At 34.4% G+C, this 18606-nt stretch carries 14 protein-coding genes and 1 pseudogene; 9 read left to right on the forward strand and 6 right to left on the reverse strand.

From position 1 onward, the window contains the following. Positions 1-67 precede the first annotated feature (67 nt). From AYS37_RS06895 to AYS37_RS06930, 8 genes are read left to right on the forward strand one after another with little or no spacing between them, the layout of a single operon-like run. A complete protein-coding gene (locus AYS37_RS06895) occupies positions 68-361 on the forward strand; it encodes a hypothetical protein (RefSeq protein ID WP_000395557.1) in 294 nt (97 codons plus the stop codon). Further along, positions 354-617, forward strand: a complete 264-nt coding sequence (locus tag AYS37_RS06900) for a hypothetical protein (protein ID WP_000564651.1) — start codon at positions 354-356, stop codon at positions 615-617. The genes AYS37_RS06895 and AYS37_RS06900 overlap by 8 nt, the downstream gene beginning before the upstream one ends. Next, a complete protein-coding gene (locus AYS37_RS06905; protein WP_000660143.1) occupies positions 614-913 on the forward strand; it encodes a hypothetical protein in 300 nt (99 codons plus the stop codon). Before AYS37_RS06900 ends, AYS37_RS06905 begins: the two co-directional genes overlap by 4 nt. Beyond that, positions 913-1854, forward strand: a complete 942-nt coding sequence (locus tag AYS37_RS06910; protein ID WP_000254420.1) for a CpaF/VirB11 family protein — start codon at positions 913-915, stop codon at positions 1852-1854. The genes AYS37_RS06905 and AYS37_RS06910 overlap by 1 nt, the downstream gene beginning before the upstream one ends. Then, positions 1851-2306, forward strand: a complete 456-nt coding sequence (locus tag AYS37_RS06915) for a hypothetical protein (RefSeq protein ID WP_000795429.1) — start codon at positions 1851-1853, stop codon at positions 2304-2306. The genes AYS37_RS06910 and AYS37_RS06915 overlap by 4 nt, the downstream gene beginning before the upstream one ends. Next, a complete protein-coding gene (locus tag AYS37_RS06920) occupies positions 2303-2593 on the forward strand; it encodes a hypothetical protein (RefSeq protein WP_000180699.1) in 291 nt (96 codons plus the stop codon). The genes AYS37_RS06915 and AYS37_RS06920 overlap by 4 nt, the downstream gene beginning before the upstream one ends. Next, the gene (locus tag AYS37_RS06925; RefSeq protein ID WP_001167775.1) at positions 2594-3151 is read left to right on the forward strand and encodes a hypothetical protein; all 558 of its coding nucleotides are present in this window, start codon (positions 2594-2596) and stop codon (positions 3149-3151) included. After that, complete coding sequence (locus AYS37_RS06930) at positions 3152-4879, forward strand: type IV secretory system conjugative DNA transfer family protein (protein ID WP_001208454.1); 1728 nt, start codon at positions 3152-3154, stop codon at positions 4877-4879. Between the two features lie 267 nt (positions 4880-5146). Here the strand turns inward: AYS37_RS06930 and AYS37_RS06935 are convergent, their stop codons facing one another. Both AYS37_RS06935 and AYS37_RS06940 read right to left on the reverse strand, forming a co-directional pair. Beyond that, positions 5147-5428, reverse strand: a complete 282-nt coding sequence (locus AYS37_RS06935) for a type II toxin-antitoxin system RelE/ParE family toxin (protein WP_001874769.1) — start codon at positions 5426-5428, stop codon at positions 5147-5149. Next, the gene (locus AYS37_RS06940; RefSeq protein WP_000034786.1) at positions 5421-5735 is read right to left on the reverse strand and encodes a hypothetical protein; all 315 of its coding nucleotides are present in this window, start codon (positions 5733-5735) and stop codon (positions 5421-5423) included. Before AYS37_RS06940 ends, AYS37_RS06935 begins: the two co-directional genes overlap by 8 nt. A 430-nt stretch (positions 5736-6165) precedes the next feature. Here AYS37_RS06940 and AYS37_RS06945 point away from each other — a divergent pair. After that, a pseudogene (locus AYS37_RS06945) lies at positions 6166-8080 on the forward strand (relaxase/mobilization nuclease domain-containing protein). A 25-nt stretch (positions 8081-8105) separates the two neighbouring features. Here the strand turns inward: AYS37_RS06945 and AYS37_RS06950 are convergent. The 4 genes from AYS37_RS06950 to AYS37_RS06965 all read right to left on the reverse strand — a co-directional run bounded on the left by AYS37_RS06950 (position 8106) and on the right by AYS37_RS06965 (position 18574). Further along, a complete protein-coding gene (locus AYS37_RS06950) occupies positions 8106-9278 on the reverse strand; it encodes a hypothetical protein (RefSeq protein ID WP_000795407.1) in 1173 nt (390 codons plus the stop codon). Positions 9279-9321: 43 nt separating this feature from the next. Continuing rightward, entirely contained in the window at positions 9322-9606 is a 285-nt protein-coding gene (locus AYS37_RS06955; RefSeq protein WP_000394634.1) for a hypothetical protein, read from the reverse strand. Between the two features lie 78 nt (positions 9607-9684). Further along, the gene (locus tag AYS37_RS06960) at positions 9685-10341 is read right to left on the reverse strand and encodes an AAA family ATPase (RefSeq protein ID WP_000587372.1); all 657 of its coding nucleotides are present in this window, start codon (positions 10339-10341) and stop codon (positions 9685-9687) included. Between the two features lie 265 nt (positions 10342-10606). Further along, a complete protein-coding gene (locus AYS37_RS06965; RefSeq protein ID WP_001169873.1) occupies positions 10607-18574 on the reverse strand; it encodes a helicase-like domain-containing protein in 7968 nt (2655 codons plus the stop codon). Positions 18575-18606: the final 32 nt, after the last annotated feature.

An 18606-nucleotide genomic window follows, 5' to 3' on the forward strand; every position in this document is an offset into this window, starting at 1 on the left:
TTATTAAGAATAATTTTATTCTAAATAGTGTAAAATTAAAATACAATATTAAACATAAGGATTACCAATGGAATTCAACCCTGAAGAAGAATTATTGAACACTCTAGAAGAAAGCAAAGATGCAGAATATGTGGAGCTTTGCAAAAAAGTAGTAGAGGCGCAAATGGAATTAAGAAAAGTTATGGATAAACGCCTAGAAAATGAAACCAAAGAGTTAAGATCCAGAATGCAAGCAAGGATTACTGAAAGGCTGGTTTCAGAAATTTTAAATACTGAAGAGCATTTTTCAAAAAAGATTATCCAAAACGAGAAACCGCTTGAAATTATTTTTGATATAGAAAGGACTTATAACAATGATTGATGAAAATTTTAATTGCGATAAAAAGCTTGCTCCTTTAAATGAAGAGCAACCCACTTTAGAAGCGCCTAAAAAAGATAAAAAACCTAAAAAGCCTAGAAATTCTAAAATTAAGGATTTAGATTTTTATGCCTCCTATGTGAGCAAAAATGTTGAAATTCAAAAGAAATTTGATGAGACTTATAGGTTGTGCGAACAAAAACAGCAAGAACTCAATAATTTATTAAAAGAATTGGAAAACTTAAGGAAACAATTATGAAAGAAAAACTAGACAAATTATTAAAACTAGAGCTTAATGAATTAGATAAACTAGATTTAGAAAAAGAGTTATCTAATCTAAAACTCACAAGCCATAAAATTTATCAAGAATACTTACTGGAAAAGCACGAAAATTGTGAAAAAAACTTGGAGATTAAAGCTAATAATAAAAGGCTTTCTAAAATCCACCATCTCTATTCTTTAGCTAAAAGAATAGAAGATAAAAGGGAAAAAGAGCGCATTGGGCTTCAAAGAAAAATGTTAAGGGATTTTGATAATCATCAAGGAGAGCTATAATGGTTTCTAATCTTTTAAAAAGTTACCTTGATGACTTTATGCCTATTTTAAGCCAGCCTAATTTAAATGAAGTGGTTTTTAATAAAGAAAAAGAGTATTTCTTGCACCGCCCAAAAGAAAAAGTGAGGTGTTTTAATGAAAAATTTACTAATGATTATTTGTTGGTTTTCTGTGAGCAATTAGCCATTTTTAGAAACCAAAAATTCACTCTAAAAACGCCTAAGTTAAACACTTCTTTGCCTTACACGCAAATTAGAATTAACGCATTACACCCTAGCATTATTGCTAGTTCTAATATCTCTATCAATATCAGAGTGCCTAGCAATTTCAAGTTTGAAATTAACGCCTTTAAATTAAGTGAGAAATGTCTGGCTAAAAACATTACCTATGATTTTTTACTTGGCTTAGTAAGTGCAGGTAAAAATATCTTAATCAGTGGTGGCACAGCTAGCGGTAAGACTAGCTTTGTTAATTCTTTGATTGAAAATATTCCCAAAAACGAAAGGGTAGTTACTATTGAAGATAGTCCTGAATTAAAAATCAGTAACGAAGATCAAGTCAATATTTTAGTGGATAAAAGCGGGAGCGGGTTTTTTACTTATGAAGATGGCTTAAATGCGGCTATGAGAATGTCTCCTGATAGATTATTATTAGGCGAAATTGACACGCATAACACTGCGTTATTTTTGCGTTTAGCAAATACCGGGCATAGCGGAATGATAAGTACCTTACATGCTAATAGTGTGGTAGATGCTTTTGTAGCTATTTGTCAAAATATCAACTTGAATAAAGGAGGTAAGCCTACCCCTAAAGAAACGCTTTTAGATTATTTTTGCACTGGTATGGACTATGTTATCCAGATCAAAAAAAAAGGTAGCGATAGGATAATTGATGATGTTTTAAATGTTAAAAGCGAATTTAAAAAGGAGTTGATGCTATGAAAAATCCAAGACTTTATAGGAAATCTAAACAAAAAGAGGGCGCTAAAAGGATGGAATTTTTATTGGATGTTAGATGTGTGCAAATTTTAAATGATTTAAAGACTAGGCACAACAAGTCTTACACCAAAATTGTAGAAAATCTTATTTTAAATAGTCAAATTAGTTTCTACAAACAGCAAAAAATCACAAGCACTTTAGGCAGTTTAGCGATGTTATATAGCTCATTGAATGCGACTTGTTCTAATTTTAACCAGATCGCTTACCATTTAAATAATGCGGCACTTTTAGGAGAAAATGTTATCCATTTGGGCTTATTGCAAGATATTGAAACGCAACTGAAAGCTTGGAGTGAAAAAACAAAAATTTTAAACCTAGCTATCAAAAAGAGCGCTTTCATCGTAGCGCATTGTTTAAAAGGGGATAAGAAAAATTTTAAAGGGATGAATTTATGACAAATGAAACTGATATTGATTTAATTAGAAATTATTTAGAAAAAATGGCGTCTATTATTAAAAATTCTCAAAGCATTATCAACGCCCCCCATTTTCTAAAAGATGAAAACCAAGCAAAAATATTGCAAGAAAATTTGCAAGAAAATTTCACTCTTTTAATGGAATATGTTAGTGAAGTTTGGGCTAAAAGCGAAGAGGAGTTTGAAGAGTTCATGAAAGATGAGAGTTTTGAGAATGATTTTATGCATTTTATGAGTTTATTAGATAGTAAAATCAAAGTAGAATAAATGCAAATTTATAAACCTTATTGCTATATCATTTCTATTTTAGCCATTCCTTTTATTTTTTTAGGTGTATCGCATTATTTCTTAGATTTTCCTAGTTTTTTAGCGAGCTATAACTATCTAAAAAAAATTATTCTTAACCTACATAATTTTCCCCATTTTAAATTTGAGATTTATTTTTCATTCTTTTGTGCGTTATTACCGCTATTTTTGACAGCCTACTTGTTTTTTAATGGGCGCAATATGGATAGTCATGGCAAGGCAGTTTGGGCTGAAATGAAAGATATTATTAAATACGAATATAGGATTTTTAATATTTTTAAAGGCTTGTTCTTAATTTTGTTTTTACCTCTAATGCTTGTTGTCTCTAGCTTTACGCTATTGCCTATTTTCACAGGGTGTATATTTTATAAAGTTTATCAACTTGCCAAGAAAAGACCTAAGGTTTTCTTTACGATCTTATCCTTTTTAGTAGTGATTTGTGTCTTAATCTTTGTATTTAGGGGATTTTTAAGTGTAAAACTAACGCTATTTATGAAATATCTAAAAGGATTATTTTAAATGAGAGAAAAATCCAAAACATTAAAAGATAGATTTAAAGATAAAACTAGCAATTTATTTCATAAGCTTAATAGCATTCAAAAAGATTATTACACTAAAATTCTTCCTAAGGCTTACAAAGATGTCTTTACGCTAGGTTCTTCTAAAAGTTATCCTATGACTTTAAATTTTGACAAAGGTTTTTGTGTGGGGCTATATAAAGGATTAAATTCGCTTAAGCCTACTTATTATGATGCTCCGCTTTCTACTTTAATTATCGCTCCTCCTGGAAGTGGTAAAACCGCAGCTGTGGCTGTGCCTAATCTTTTAAATGTGCCTAGCTCTTGTGTGGTGTTAGATATTAAAGGGGAGTTATTTGATTTAACGGCTGGTTACAGACAACAAGTTTTAAAAAATAAAATTTTTGTATTTGATCCCTTGGGAAATGACAACACGCTTAAATTCAATCCGTTTGATAAACGCATTATAGAAAAATTAGATTTTAACAGAAAGCGAAGGCTTGTAGATGAAGTGGGTAATACTATTTTTGCTGAAGATGGGGCAAATAAAGACCCTCATTGGACACAGCAAGCTAAAAATTTATTTGTCTTTTACGCTCTTTATGATTTGTGCGTGCATAACACTAGCACCTTTTTTGAAATTGCAAGCGCTCCTATAAAAAATTATGTCCCCTTAATCAATCCACAAAGCCGATTTTATACTGAATTATATGAATGTCAAAGTAGCGATAATGGTTTTATTAAAGAGAATGGGCGTTATATGGCTAAAGTAGAAAATGGCGTTAAAAAAATGAAACCTAATGTCAATGTGGAATTGCTATGGTATAAACAAGTAGCCGAACAAGTCTATACTGACCCAGAAAATCCTAAAAATTATGATGGCTCTGTGAATACTTTAGAAAAAGACAATCAAGGCAATATTATAATGAAAGAGGGCATGTTAGATCCTATTATTAGAAACGAAGCGAACAAATGGGCTAAGGCGAATGATAAAGAGTTTGCGAGCATTAAATCAGTTTATAGCCGTTTTATGCAAGTCTTTACAAGCTATCAAGTTAAAAGCGCTACAGACAGCATGAGTTTTGAATACGAGGATTTAAGGGCTGACAATATTTCACTCTATATTAAAATCGCTCAAACAGATATTGACACGCTCGCACCGCTTATCCGTATCCTTTTGGAAAGTATTGCTAAAAATCTTTTATTGAAAGAGAGTAAGAAATTTGAAGAAAGGGTTTATCTCTTTTTAGATGAATTTGTGCGTTTTGGTAAATTGCCTTTTTTATTAGAAATGCCAGCATTGAGTAGGAGCTATGGTGTGGTTTTAATTTTTATCACGCAATCCAACGCTCTTATTGAAAAATATTATAGCAGAGAAGATGCAAGAATTATTAATAGCACCGTGGCTTACAAAATAATTTTCAAAATGGATGATTTAGAATACGCTAAACAAGTGAGCGAAGAAGTCGGTAAGATGACTAGAAAAACACGAAGCCATTCTACAGAAAAAGGACAGCTCATTACTGGAGGGACTTCTAGTATAGGAAAAGAGGCGTGGGACTTATTGAGCGCGCAAGATATTATGAATATTGATAAAGATGAAGTGATCATTTTAGTGAGCGGTCATAAGGCTAAACCCTTAAAATTAAAAGCGAATTATTATTTCAAAAATCAAGAATTACTCTCTCGTATTAACTGGGAAGTCAAGCCCAATGAAGAAGTGTTTTGATGAATTAAAAAAGTTTGCACGAGTATTTTTAATTGCTTTTTAAAAATCGCTTTCTACAACTCCTTATCCTTGTTATTAAAAGAAATACGTTGATTTATAGCACAGACTTGCATGAGTAAGATTTAAAATAAAGATTAACGTTTTTGTAGTGTGGCTTAGCATAGCTTATTTTTAGAAATTAGCATGTTTTATTTTAAAGTTAGCGCGATTTAAATTAAAATTTAGCGCGGATGGTTGTGTGGATAAATTTTCTTGCATATTGTTTGATTACTTTTTAAATAGCTCGCTATGAGTGTCTAGACGCAATAAGACAAGTTCGTTTTCTTGTTTTTTGATTTCATAAATCAATAACAAGTTTGGTTTGACATGGCATTCTCTCAACCCTTTAAGATTGCCACTCAAAGCATGGTCGCAATATTTTTGTTGGAGTGGTTTTTGTTCTTTGAGACAATCAACAACGCTTGTAACATCGCTTTCTGTAATACGCCCGGATAAGATATGCTTATTAAAGTCTTTAAGAAAATCTTTCTTAGCTCTGACTTTAAGCATCATGCCTTTCTCTTTCTTGTTTCGCTATTTGTAAAAAATCATTGAAGTCTCCAAACGAAACATCGTATTCTGGGTCATCTTTTGAGGCGATCGTATTTAACAAGCTTTGCGTGGGTTCTTTTTCTTGAGAATGTTTTTGGGCTAAAACTTGTCTGATCATTTGTTCTTGCAATTCACACTCTTGGATTTTTTTTATCGCTTTATTTTTATCCCCTTCTGCCTTAAGCAGTTGTTTTTCAATGGAGTTTAAAAAATGTTGCAGTTGCTTTTCATTGTATTGTGAGTAATCTGTAATAATCTTTGACATATTGAACTCCTTTTTAATAAAAGATAGTTAGCGCAACTCGTTTTCATTTTAGCGCAACTTGTCATAACCTTTAGCACTATTTGCATTGAGTCTTTGCCCCTCAATCAAAAAATCGCACGCATTACAAACGCTTTTTTATTTTATCTCTCTCCCCCTTTTTCTTGTCAAGAAAGATTATAGCCCAAATTCTTGTAAAAAATGATCTTAAAAGAGTAAATTGAAAGTTTTAAAATAAGTTTTTTTGATTAAGTTTGATTTAAGAATAGCTTTTAATTGCGTGTTTTAGCCACCTGCAAGGTCAAATTGACTTCAATTTTTACGGAATTGAAGTGTTATCCTGCACTTTAAAAAGGGGGAATAATAATGTAGAATAAGAGCTAATAAATTAAAACAAGCGGCAAAGTTTTTGAGAGGATAAAATTACAATAAAATGGCGTTAGAAAAAAGTTATAGCAAAGATTTTGAAAGCGATGAGCTTTTTGATTATGAGATCATCAAGCCTAAAAAGACGCTTAAGATACGATACACTTATACTAAACGCTACCATAAGGAAGCAGAAAAGTTTGCTAAAAATTTAACCCAACTCACACAAGAAAACTTCATGCGTTTAAGAGAGCCGCAAAAACAAGTGGTCATCAAAAACATAGGCAATATGACACGCTTGCATTCAAAAAGGGCGATGGATTATATCGCTAAACATGGTGAGCTAGTGAGAGATGAATTTTTTAGTAGGGTTAATTATAATGATATAGCAGAGCAATGGAATGAGCAATTTGAAAGAATATTAGAAAAGAATATCCGTATTAAAAATTGCGCTTTACATCTGGTATTTAGCATTGATGAAAATTGTAATGAAAAAAATTTAAAAATTTTGGAATTAAGCGTGTATCAAACACTCACTAACACGCTAGGTTATGATTATCCTTTCATAATGAAACTCCATGCGCACCAAAACAATCCGCATGTGCATGTGATTATCAACAAAACTAACAAAATTACCAATAAGCAACTACGCTTTCATTCTAAAGACAGCTGTAAAGAGTTTTACCACACACTAAGAGAAACATTTAAAGATTATTTATTTGCTAACTCAAAAGGCGAATTGCAATATTCTAACACGCCCAATATTCATAAGGCGATTAAAAATATAGAAACAGAGTTAGATACGCTAGAAACACAAGCTAGAAACAATAAGAGTTTTAGGCATGAAAACTATTTTTATAAAGTTTTGGGTAGCGCAACTTCTCAAATAGAAAGCTTGAAAAAAAGAGAAAATGCTCTATTTGATCATTTAGATAGTCTAAAAAATCTATTAGAAAAAACACATTGGGAAAAAGAAAAATTCACGCCCCCTACAAATGAAAAAGAACTTAATAGGCAACTTAAAGAAATAAAATGGTTAAATAAAGAGTCTTTAACTCCTAAAAACACTTATAAAAAAATTCAAAAATTAGCTGTTTATAAAAGCCCTTTAATAAAAGACTATCTTTATACCACCAAAAAACTTTTTGCCACACAAAAAAAGATTATAGATTTAGAAAAAGATTATAAAGATTTAAGAGCCTTAAAGGAAGAATTTAGCAAAGATTTAGAAATTGATCTATCCCATTCAAAAAAACGCTTTGAGCTTTACACTAAATTAAAAAGCATGAGTAAAGTTTTCACAAGTAAAAACATTGTTAAAAATTTAGAAAAAATTGCTTTAGATTTTAAAAGCGATAGACATAGTATTTCGCAAAGAGCTTTTGAATTTTTTAGGTATTATGAATTATCAAAATTTAAGTTTGACTGATAAAAGTAATATGTTTTTAGTGGCTAAGTTTTTTAAAAATAGCGCTTTACTTGTTAATATTGCTAGGTTTGAAATGAAAAAGATAGATGATAGTGTTAAAAATTCTAACCCACAAGACAATTTATTAGACAAACAAGTTTGGCTCAATCTTTTAGAACATTTAAAAAGACTTGAAGAGGAAAATTATTGTTTTGCTAAGAAGCGAAAAGAATTCTTAGAGAATAGAGCGATGGAGCTATCAAAAGATTTGAAATTTTTAACGCAAGCTAATGAAAATGATTTGCCCATTTATGAAAGAGGGCAAAAGGATAAAATCATCAAACGCTGTGAAAAATCGCTTAATTTTTTACAGAAAGAATTGCAATGCTTTAAAACCCTATCAAAAAGTGCAAGCATAGCTTTAGAAAACTTGCAAAATAACCATCAAATCACAGCCGTTACACAAGACACGCAAGAAAACACAAACGCACTCAAAAAAATACCACTCAAAGATTTTAACAAAACCACTAATGAACCCACAAACCCTAACAATAACTATGAAATGGATTTTTAAAACCATTTCATAAAATTAAATAACTTCACTTAGCGTATTTTTGAACCAACTCTTCTAAAGTGAAGCCTTTGTTATCGTCCCTCAATTGCTCTTTTTGGCATTGTGAAACATTTTGCTCCACTTCTTCTTTAGTGTTAGAAGTGTCTAAAAGGCAAGTTTTTAAGTCTTTTTGGTAATCTTGTATGAATTTATCAAAGCGCTCTTTGTTGTTATAGAGTTTGGCTTGCGATTGGGTGCAACTCTCTTTAAGGCTGATAAACTCTCCTTTTTTGTGTTCGTTACGCTCCATGCAAATATCTGCAGCAAAAGCGATCAAGACATCTTTATTCTTTCTCAATAACCCCGCAGATTGCATAGCCAACCTGTCTGCATCAATAAAAGGGCTTTGCTTTTCTAATTTAGGGTTCATATTCAAAGCGATTTCTTTCAAGCTCTTATCCTCTAAATGCGTTCTTTGGCAATGGGTGGATTTTTTATAAGGGCTTATAAAAATGCCATTCATCAGAGCGGCTTTTTCTAATTTTGGATCAACTTTTTTAATGCAAAAAGAAATAGCCGATTGAACGCTCAATTCTTTAGAGCTAGAATAAGGGTCGTGAAATTTTTCATGCACTTCTTTTTGGCATAGTCTTTCCTTGTTAGCTAAATGGGGCGAATTTTTAACGCATTCTTTGGTGAAATAAGGGATAATGTATGGTTTGTATTGTGCGTATTCTTTTTCAAACGCTTCTAATTGCGCGAGATTGATTAGCCTTTTTTGTTGGTCTTTTTGTTTTTCATAAGCGTTAGTTTTATCCTTGCATTGTTCTTGTAACTCTGGGTTATGGAAATCAGAGCAGCTAAAACGACGCTCTTGTTTTTGAATGATGGGCGTTAGAAGAGTGTTTAAGTAGGCATCGTTTCTTTTAAAGCACTTATCTTTTAAGCCTTCATTAGTGAAATCATCGCATTGATATTGATCAATCTTTTTAGTGATGATTGGTTCAATAAGCTCTTCTTGAGTCTTTAAGCATTGCTCTATTCCATTGTATTTTTTAGGGAAGGACCACATTTCTTTTTGGCAATCGTATTTTGGGTTATTTTTAGCCTTAGTCAAGTGGTCGTTTAAAATTTGCTTATCTACAAACGCGCACCCACTCACGCCTAATCCCATTAAACATGCTAAAGCTCTCAACTTTAAAAGTCTTGGATTTTTCATTTAAGATCCTTGGTATGAAAATTGGTATGAAAACACCATAAAATCACAACTTGCTCGCCTTATCTAAAAGCATTTGCTTCATTTCTTTTTTCTTGTGTTCTAAATAAAAAACAATAGCGTCTTGAACAAACACGCTTTTATTTTCTCTGAACGCTCCAAATTCATTCAAATACTCTTCTACGCTATGCATCACTTTCTCTGAAATATAGAGCGTGTGGGCTTTTTTCCTGTCTTCTTTTTCATGTTTGTTTGTTTCATGCTTGTTGGCATTCTCAAAGCGGTTTTCTAAATCGCTCAGCCTGTCTTTTTTAGTGTTTTTAAATTCCATATTTAGCCTTTAAAGTAGATTGTTTTTAATATCATAACACAATTAAGCGTTATTTAGAATTAAACTAATTCTACCCTTTCATTTTTTGCCCCCTAAATACCCGATCAATTCATCATAGAATTGAGACCATTCGTTTTTAGCCTTATTGTCATTGTATTCCATCACACCCATACCTTCACTCACCGAACGCTTATAGGCTATCCTTTCGCTTAATATGTTATCCATTAAAAACACGCTCTCATTAGCGTTATTTTGGTTGATGAAATCAATGAGGGCTTTTTTCTCTTTAAGGGTGGGGATAGTAGGGATGCGATTCATTACAATACAAGCTTTTAAGTTTTCATTCAACGCTTGGATGTCTCTAATCCTTTCTAGCATGTCTAATAGCACCGCTGTGTCTAGTTGGCTTGGCGTGGTTGGTATTAGCACCCAATCGCTCAATAGCATAGCCCTTTGGCTTTCTTTGGAGTGTTCGCCCTTAGTGTCAATAAGGATGTATTCGTATTTATCCGTCATCTGTTTTAAGGTGTCTGTAATGTTTCCTGTGCGGTTAAAGAGCGTGAAATTGGGCAAAATTGTTTCACTCCTAATATTGTTAAACACTTCCAAACTCTTTTGGCTATCAGTGTCTAGTGCGGCAATATCTTTCTTGTCTAGCAATAATTGAACGCACAAGTTCAAGCACAAAGTGGATTTACCGCTCCCTCCTTTTTCATTGGCTATGGTGATTATCATCGCTTATTCCTTTATCATTTTGTTAAACATATTTTAAATATAAATAGCTTAAAAGTATATAAAATAGAAAAACTTAATACTATGTTATTATAAATAGTTATGTTATCTGTTAGTTCTTTTTGTAATGGTTAGTAAAATTTATTAGTGGTGGTTTTTTAGGGTGTTTTTTAAAAGGGAAAAATTTAGAGAAAAAGAATATTAAAAGGCGTTACGCCAAATTCAATAACATTATTTAAACACATGTTATTGAAAGCATTAGTGGAACTCACATCCCCATGTCGTAATCATCATTAGCCGCTTTTTTCATTGGCTTATACGCTTCTTGGTTGGCTTGCTCTTTTATCTCTTCCCTCTCATCCACTAAACTCGCTCTTTTTTCAGCGTTCATTTTCTTTAAGACTTCTTTAGATTTAGGGTTGAATACAGGCTTATAATCCCTGTCTTTACCCATTTTGGCTAAATCGTCTATTAGAGTTTTATGATCCCATTTTAAAGCTTGCAAGTATTCTAATCGTGGGTAAGGAAGTTTTTGCTCCACTAATCTGGTGTATTTAGCGATATTTTCTTTAGTGGTTTCAATGGAGTTTTCTAATTCCTTGATTTTTTCAGGGAGTTTAGTGATAGCGTTATCCAACTTCTTTAAAAACCCATCAAACTTGATCTCAGCACAGAAATTATAAGAGCTAAACATGTTGCCCGTATCGTTTTTATAAACCATATTGCTAGGGCTATAGGCAATATTGGGATTGTCTTTAGGGCTTAAACTAAACTCCACTTGATACTTAGTTTTATAAGCTTTCACCACAAAGCCCTTGTATTCTAAAAGCTTACAATCTCTTTCTTCATTCACAAACAAGGTGTTCAAGTTGCTTGCAAATTGCTTTTTAATAGCGTCTAGTTTTTCTTTATTTTGTTCGGCTATTTGCTTGTTTTGTTCTTTGAGTTTCTTGTGTGTTAATTCTTCACTCATAGAGGCGTTTTCTTTTAAAGGCTCTACCTCTTTAACTTTGATAAGCTCATAATCCTTACTCTCTTCATTTTTCAAATCATAGAGCTTGATCTCTGTATGAGTGGGGATTATCACGGAGCTTTTAAGCGTTTCTAAATCTTTCAATTCCTGTTTAAGATAATCCCATTGAGAAGCGTTGTTCTTTAAGCTTTCTTCATTGAAGTAATGCTCTTTATTGAAAGCTTTGTATTTTGATTCTTCGCTTTTAATCTCCGCTCTCAATTTGACTTCTTCAATAATCAAGGGATTGCCTGTCGCTTCTGCTTTCATCTCGCTCGCATTAGAACTCCCCATATTAAAGTCTTCTAATTCATTCAAGCCTAATTTGTGCGCGTTTCTAAATTGCTCTATGCCTTTAGATTTAGTTTCTATGATTTGCCACATACGGCTATCGTAAGTCTTTTCAGTGGCGTAACGATAGATTTTCATTCTAAAATTTTCAGGGTCATTTTGGTGCAAAATATTGCCTTGCCTTATCCCACGCCCTTCCATTTGCAGCAATTCATCAGGCCTCCATGGGCAATCTAATTCATGCATAGCGACTAATCTTTCTTGCACATTAGTGCCTACTCCCATTTTAGCGGGACTGCCTAATAAAACCCTGACTTCGCCACGATTGACTCTTTTAAACAAATCCTGCCTTTGTTCTTCGGTTTTAGCGTCATGGATGAAAGCGATTTCATTTTGTGGGATACCCATTTGGACTAAATGCCTTAAAACATCGCTGTAAACATCAAACGAACAGCCTTTAGCCAGCTCTTCATCTAAATTGACGCTTTTAGCCTTTTTCTCTTTGAGTTCGTTCTCTAATTCTTTCTTGCTAGGAGCGATGAGATTGCCGTTTTCATCATAGCTAGACAAGCTCTCTAAAAGTTCTTGAGCTTCATCTAGGGGATTTTTGTTTTCGGTTTCGTTAGCGTTATCTAACACTTCTAAACTCACTTTTTGGCTATGGGTTTTGGGCGTGGATAGCCCTATGAAACCAAGTTGTGTGCCTTTAGTGGCATGAGTTTCTAAATAATTCTCATAGATATTTTCTGCCATAGCATAGCTTTTAGAAAATTCTTTTTCCACTTTAGCGTTTGGATCAATCAAGCGGTAATCCAAAGCCACTTTTCTAGCGTCTGTGGTGCAAGAAAGGATATTGTCTTGCCCTTTTTTATTTTTCTTGCCCTCGCATTTTTGCATCCTATCAATGATAGAGCCTTCATTATATTTGCCATTTTCTAAAGCCACGCCAATAAATTGAGCCACTTCTTCGCTTCTTTTCACCACCACATTGATAGGCTTATCCCCATACACTTTAGGCACAAAGTGGGGGTTATGCTTTAAAATGTCATCATTAGAGACAATATCCGCAAAGGCTCTATACATGGTGCTTAAGCCTTGCACATCGCTAAATTTAGAAAAGCGATTGACCATTTTATAACTTTGAGCGGAAGTGTCTAATTCAAAATCATTCACCACTTCCCCATAAGTCTTAGCCCAATCATCAAAGAATTCTAACCCTCTTTCTTTGAGCGCATCAGGGGTTAAATAGCGTTGCAAGTGATACATTTCGCTCAAAGAATTGGCTATAGGCGTGCCGGTTAAAAACATGATTTTCTTATTGTTTTGATGCAAGTAGCGGGTTTTGAGATACAGATCTCTAGCGCGATTAGAGCCTTGTTGGTTACCAAGCCCTGCAATTTTTTCCATAGAAGTTTCAAAGGCTAGATTTTTGAATAAGTGGGCTTCATCCACAATCAAATTATCAATCCCCATTTGACTGATATCAATATGAGAGCCTTGTTTTTCTAAAATCGCATCGTATTGAGCGCGGATTTTATCCAGCTTGTTTTTAAAGGCTCTTTCATTGGGTTTTTTAGTTTCTCTAGGGTTATTTTTATAAGCTAATTCTTGCCTTTCAAAGTTTTTTTCAGCATTCACCAGCTCTTCTTCTTTCAATCCTTCTATGATTTCTCTAGGGTTAGACAATAATTCCAAATGGGTGTGCGCGATAATCACAGCGTCATAATTGTTGTTAGCGATTTGATTGTACAAAAGCTCTCTTTCTTTTTCAGTGATGTCCTTGCTATCAACGACTAACACATTAGCGTTAGGGTAAGCCCTATAGAATTCATCACCCCATTGTTTGGTCAAATGGTTAGGCACGGCAATGAGCGTTTTATTCACTAATCCCATGCGTTTTTGTTCCATGCAACTGGCTATAGCGCACAAAGTCTTGCCTGCTCCAACCTGATGGTCTAAACACACTGCCCTGTCTTGGATAGTTCTAAAAATAGCGTTCTTTTGGTGGGGTCGCAATTTGATATTGTGATTAAAGCCCTCTAGTTCTAATTGCGAGCCATCATAGGTTTTTAAAACCAGGTTGTTGAAAGTGTCATTATAGATTTGCTCTAAATGGGTTCTTCTTGCATAGTCTTTGTAAATCCAGTCTTTAAAGGCTTCTTTCAATTCTTCTGCTTTTTGTCTGGCGAGATTGCTTTGCTCTTCATCAGTGATAAAGATTTCTTTTTTAGGGTCATTAGGATCAACTTGGGCGTATTTAACGCTCAAATCCTTATTGTTTAAAACCCTATTTAAAAGACTTTCAAAAGGCGCTTTATAGGAATGCGGCTTGTCTTTGTGCCTGATGCCATAAAGCTCGTTTAATTCATCGCTTCTAATAGAAACTTCATAAGCGCCGTTTAGGTGTTCTACTTTGATATTTTCTTTGAGATTGTCTAGTTGGTAATCCGTCATTTTATCGCCGTATTGCTTTTCATAATGGTTAGCGCTCAATTCCATTAAAAACTCTTCTAAATAATAGGTGGGTATCCAAGGGCTGTTGATATTAGCCATGATCTCAGTGGCTTTCAAATCTTTAGGGATAATCAGCTCTAAATCTTTCACATTAGCCTCTAATCCCTCCACGCCTTGATTGATGGCTTTTTTAACTTCTTTGAGTTTTCTTTTCACATTGCCGCTCAAATAATCGTTCGCTAAAATATAATCGCCATTATCCTTGTGGTCTTTATAAATTAGTTTTTGCTCTAAAAGTTCTTTAATCGTGGTTTCTAAGCTTTGGGTTGTGAAATGATCTCTAATGAAATGCAAGTCCAAACACCCTTTTTGATTGATGCTTGCAATTAATGCCTCTTTAGCGTTAGTGATAATAAGTTCTTTTTTAGGGTTCAAAGTCCTTTCAAAAAAGATTTGAGCTTTTTTGGCTTGAGCTTGCCTTGGCTCTATGTTTTGCATTTTAGCGCTTCTAGGGGTGATTTCTTTTTCAAAGTCTTTTTCTAATCCTAAGACTTTAGCGCCATACAAATCTTGTTTGATGTCCTTGCGGTTTTTGTTTTCATTGAGGTAGCCAAATTTCTTGACAAATCCATCATAAACAAGATTGAGTTTAGCCCTCTTGTTTTCTAGCTCTAAATCAGAACTTAAGGGGTTTAATTCTGCGCTCGTTAAATCATTCAAAGCGTCTTTAATTTTAAAATAGGCTTTTAGTCGTGAGTCTTGGGCTTTAGAGTTGATTTTAGTGGGTTTTAAAAAGATGCCCATTTCATTATTTTGTTCTAGTTGGCAATAAAGACTATCCCACTTGACTAATTCCCCCCTTTCTAAATTTTTGATAAGCTTTTGGACTTCTTGATAGCGTTCGTTATTTGCATCAATGATAATAGCGTCTGTTTTAAGGGTAGTCTTATGGTATTGATAGACACCTTTAGGCAATTTTTCTATCGCTTGATTAAGAGCTTGGGATAAATCTAAGCTTTTATCCTCTAAAGCTTGCAACTCGTATTTGTAAATTTGTTCGCCATTGACTTCAGATCTATAGCGGGTTTTTTCCAAACTCAAATGCCCTAGAATGTTTTCAGGGTGGTGGATAAAGTATTCATTTAGGGTTTGTTCGTTGAGATGGATATTATTCTCACCAACTTTATCCATGAAGTCTTTGATAACCTGATAATCTTGCGCGCTGTAGCCAAAGTTAGTGGTGTCTATTTTTTCATACCAGCGTTGCAATTTTTCTTGTTTGAAACCAAAATGGTTTGCAACCGCAATGACAATCTTAAGTTGGTCGCTAGGGGTGAAACTATCAAAGCGGTTGTTTTGTAAGGCAAAAAGGGTGTCATCATCCAAGCTATTGAGTATCTTGTCATAATAAGGCATGGCTTTAGTGAAGCTTTGATTGGTTGCTTTTTCAACGCCTTTTTTGAAAAACACAATGTCGCTCGTAACTTCCGCTCCTGTTGCTTTAAACACGCTATTAGGCAGTCTTATCGCGCCTAAAAAGGTGGCGTTTTTTGCGATGTGTTCTCTCATTTTAGGGTTTTTAGCATCCATAAACCAAGAACTCACCACAAACGCCCCTATGCCATCATCTTTCAATTCCTTAATCGCTTTCCCTAAAAAGTAATTATGAACGCTCTCGTTACTCAATTCTTTGTCATTGGAGCTATAGATTTTATGATTGCCATAAGGAGGATTGCCCACAAACGCATCGTATTCTTGATAGAATTGGTGGTTTTCTAAAGCGGTGTTTGTGATGACTTGATTAGGGTAAAGGAATTGAGAAATATTAGCGCTAATAGGATCTAATTCTGTGCCGATAAAGCGGTAATTCTTATCGCTTGGCGCATGAGCGATGAATTTGCCTGTGCCTAAACTGGGTTCAAAGATTTCTTTTGGATAGTTGTCGTTATTAAACCCTAATCGATCTAAAGCCTGATAAATGCTATCAATAACCAATTTAGGGGTGTAGTAAGCGTCTCTTGCGCTCAAATAAGCTCTTCTGAATTCATCTTTAGTGAGTAAGGCTTTTAATTCTTCAAATTCTTTAGGGCGTTGATCTTTTTTAAAGTAGCTTTCTAAAGCGCCCCATCCGCTAAATTGCGCTAGGATTTCTTGCTCTTTTAAAGTGGCGTAATAATCGCCTTTTAAGATCTCTTGTTTGGCTTGCAGTTCTTTTAAAAGCTTAATGGCTTTAATGTTAGCCTTATAGCGGGTTTTAGCCCCTTTAATTAAAACTTCTTCGCTCGGTTTAAAATCTATCTTAGGATTAAGGGGGATGGTTGGCGTGGTGGGTGTTTCTTGCTCTTGTGTTTCTTGTTTTAGCGCGGTTTGCACGGTTTCTTGAGTGTCTTGCTCTTGCGCGGTTTGTTCTTGCGCGTTATTCAACTCTACGCTATTGTCTGTTATTTCGTTCTCTTGTGCGGGATTCACTCCTACGCTATTATTAGAGATAGCGTTTTTATCAATAGCTTGACTATCTGGCGCGTTGAATGCGTTTAAGGCTTCGTTCGCTGTTTCAATGGATTTTTTAAGGCGATTTTCTAAAATCTCTAAGACTTTTTTAGGGCTGATTTTTAATTGGAATTTGTCATAAAAGACTTTAGTCGTAGGGTCTTTAAGGAGTTGTGCCCCCACAAGGCTATCCTTTAAAGGCTCGTTGTGGTAAATAGCTTCTAAGAGCCTGGATCTAAAGTCAGACTCACTCGCTATGGTGTTGTTTCTAATAGCGTTAAGCAAGTTTTCTAAATTATCTAAATTTGATAAAAGTCTTCCCTCTTGATCCCTGTTTTGTTCAAGGTTTCCAAGTCCATTTGGTGTGATGAGTCTTGCATGATGTAATCGGCTTTGAGCAGGTAATAATACTGATTGATTTGAGCTTCCTGGAGCAATTCCAAATCGCTCACCCCTTGTGCTCTCTTGATTTGCGCTCCCATTCTGTCTAGGGCTTTTGTCTCCATTTTCGTTTGCTCTATCACCGCTTTTATCAAGCTCGTTATTGTTCTGTGATCTTTGGTTTTCATGGTCTGTGGGAAATAATGAGCCCATCTGTCCATGATCAAAAAGGCGTAAGCGTCCAGTCTGTCCTGGCTGTTCTCTAGAGAGAGAAAGCCCCAAATCTCTGGAGCTATTTTGTTGATGAGATGGGGATTGCGGTGGCTGTGATACTCCTCTCTCATTTGGGGGATTATCCCCCTTTTCTTCGCTTCTTGCTCCATTTTCCATTCGGCTTGCTTGACTTGATGCGCCATTGCTATTTGCTCTTGCTGATATTCCATCTCCTCTAGATACATGTTCATGTAGTCTATCTCTCTCTCTATGGGATTTTTCTGAAACTGCCTGTTGGTCGCTAGGTCTATAAACTCCTCTTGTTCCTCCCTGCTCTCTAGGCTCAGTAAATAAACTAGGGTCTTGGTGTGAAAGTTCTTCATCACTCGATCGCTCCATTCCCTCTTGCTGTCCTTTAGGTTCGCTTCTGCGGTGAATTTCTTGCGGAATTCCTGCTCTAGCTCTGCCCGGCTCATCTGCGCGATTCGTTCTTTCTTTTTCATTTGGTTCTCCTAAATTTTGTTGCTCTAATTCTAAATCAGCAACGCTTAAATTTGGATGATTGTTATCATTATTTTTAATAATATTGTTAGAAGTATTAGTCTCTATTGTGTTGTTAATAGGGTTATTGTTGTTTGCGTTAGAATTTTGCCGCTCATTACCACCCTCTTTAGCTTGAATGATTGCTTCATTCAAGCTTACCGATAGTTTTTTAACTTCTTCATTGTCGTTAGTATTCAGTTTGGTATTTTCATTGTTTATTGATTCAAAAGGCAGTTTGTTATAGAGCTTGAAACACTCAGCGCTAGAAATACTGGGTATTATTTCTCTTACCAATTTACCATCTTTTGTTTTTTCTACTTCTTGGTAAATATCTTTAAGGTAGTCGTATTCTTTAGCGATTTCATTGCCATTTTCTAAGGTTTTCTTATGCGTTTCATTATGGTGGGTCAATTGGATTTCTAAACCTTGCTCTTTCAATTCTTCTAAGCTGTTTGTGTAAGTTAGAATTTCAATTTCTCTTGGAAAAAATTCTCTATTTCTTATAGTATCAATCAGATCGTATCTTTTAGTGATGCACCTTTCAAACCCTTCCTTATTCGCTTCATAAACACGAGAACTTTCTTTTATCACACCATTAGCAAAGAACCTAACATCTTCTTTACTATTGTCCTTATACACTCGTTTTTCAAAGCTTAAATACCTCGCCCATTCAATAGGATTTCTAGAAATCATGCTGGCTTTATTGATTTGCGTTTTAACGACATAAGGGAGTGGCTCTTGTATTTCATTGATCTTGTCTGATTCTTCAGTAGGGTTGCTTATGGCAATATCACTATTATCTAAGATGCTAAATAAATTCGGTTGTGGGTTTTTAGCTTTCTTTTTTTGCATGTGTAATCCTTTAGAGTAGGTTTTTACAAGTA

This window comes from Helicobacter pylori NQ4053, assembly GCF_000274605.1.
In the GTDB taxonomy this organism is placed as follows: domain Bacteria; phylum Campylobacterota; class Campylobacteria; order Campylobacterales; family Helicobacteraceae; genus Helicobacter; species Helicobacter pylori_CV.

Coding starts and splice junctions, on each gene's coding strand:
- AYS37_RS06940 (WP_000034786.1), bottom strand. CDS start 5,735: ATGTCAAAGATTATTACAGATTACTCACAATACAATGAAAAGCAACTG.
- AYS37_RS06920 (WP_000180699.1), top strand. CDS start 2,303: ATGACAAATGAAACTGATATTGATTTAATTAGAAATTATTTAGAAAAA.
- AYS37_RS06925 (WP_001167775.1), top strand. CDS start 2,594: ATGCAAATTTATAAACCTTATTGCTATATCATTTCTATTTTAGCCATT.
- AYS37_RS06950 (WP_000795407.1), bottom strand. CDS start 9,278: ATGAAAAATCCAAGACTTTTAAAGTTGAGAGCTTTAGCATGTTTAATG.
- AYS37_RS06905 (WP_000660143.1), top strand. CDS start 614: ATGAAAGAAAAACTAGACAAATTATTAAAACTAGAGCTTAATGAATTA.
- AYS37_RS06900 (WP_000564651.1), top strand. CDS start 354: ATGATTGATGAAAATTTTAATTGCGATAAAAAGCTTGCTCCTTTAAAT.
- AYS37_RS06965 (WP_001169873.1), bottom strand. CDS start 18,574: ATGCAAAAAAAGAAAGCTAAAAACCCACAACCGAATTTATTTAGCATC.
- AYS37_RS06915 (WP_000795429.1), top strand. CDS start 1,851: ATGAAAAATCCAAGACTTTATAGGAAATCTAAACAAAAAGAGGGCGCT.
- AYS37_RS06895 (WP_000395557.1), top strand. CDS start 68: ATGGAATTCAACCCTGAAGAAGAATTATTGAACACTCTAGAAGAAAGC.
- AYS37_RS06960 (WP_000587372.1), bottom strand. CDS start 10,341: ATGATAATCACCATAGCCAATGAAAAAGGAGGGAGCGGTAAATCCACT.
- AYS37_RS06935 (WP_001874769.1), bottom strand. CDS start 5,428: ATGCTTAAAGTCAGAGCTAAGAAAGATTTTCTTAAAGACTTTAATAAG.
- AYS37_RS06955 (WP_000394634.1), bottom strand. CDS start 9,606: ATGGAATTTAAAAACACTAAAAAAGACAGGCTGAGCGATTTAGAAAAC.
- AYS37_RS06910 (WP_000254420.1), top strand. CDS start 913: ATGGTTTCTAATCTTTTAAAAAGTTACCTTGATGACTTTATGCCTATT.
- AYS37_RS06930 (WP_001208454.1), top strand. CDS start 3,152: ATGAGAGAAAAATCCAAAACATTAAAAGATAGATTTAAAGATAAAACT.